The 621-nt window shown below is 46.7% G+C and carries 1 protein-coding gene; it reads left to right on the plus strand.

Annotated features, from left to right (window positions below; all coding sequences use genetic code 11):
* On the plus strand, positions 1-621 hold a 621-nt coding region (locus RUMCAL_RS16955; protein WP_021682932.1), incomplete at both ends, for a DDE-type integrase/transposase/recombinase.

Genomic DNA, 621 nt, shown 5'->3' on the forward strand with positions numbered 1-621 from the left:
AAGTCAGCAGACAGGCGTTTTACGATTATCTTGAACGTAAGGGCAAACCCTGGAAGTATCAGCCGCTTGCTGACGCCATGTTGAAAATTCATGATGAGGACGAAGAAAATGCGGATTACGGAAGAGTACGTATGTATCAGGCACTCAAGTACAGAAAAGAAGTCGGCAAGCTTGATGGCATCACGATACCATGCGAAGCAACTGTCCGCAGTGTGATGGAGCAGATAAACCTGATCCATAGACCCAAGCGAAAGCCCAACGGAATTACCAAAGCAGACCGGGAAGCACGCAAATCTGATGATCTTCTGAAACGTGATTTTACAGCAGATGCACCTTTGAAAAAATGCGTTACAGACATTACTGAAATCAAGGCAAAAGACGGAAAGCTGTATGTTTCGGCAATTTTTGATTGCTATGACCTGATGCCAAATGGTCTTGCCATGGCAGATCATATGCGAGCTGAACTATGTTGTGAAACACTGAAAAAAGCGAGCTTGCGGTATCCGGAGATTCGCGGAGCCATTGTGCATTCCGACCGCGGCAGCCAGTACACAAGTGCTGCTTATCGGGCAGCCATTCAAAAATACGGCATTGTCCAGAGCATGAACAGTGCAGGAGGAA

The sequence above is a fragment of the Ruminococcus callidus ATCC 27760 genome (assembly GCF_000468015.1).
Classification (GTDB): Bacteria; Bacillota; Clostridia; order Oscillospirales; family Ruminococcaceae; genus Ruminococcus_C; species Ruminococcus_C callidus.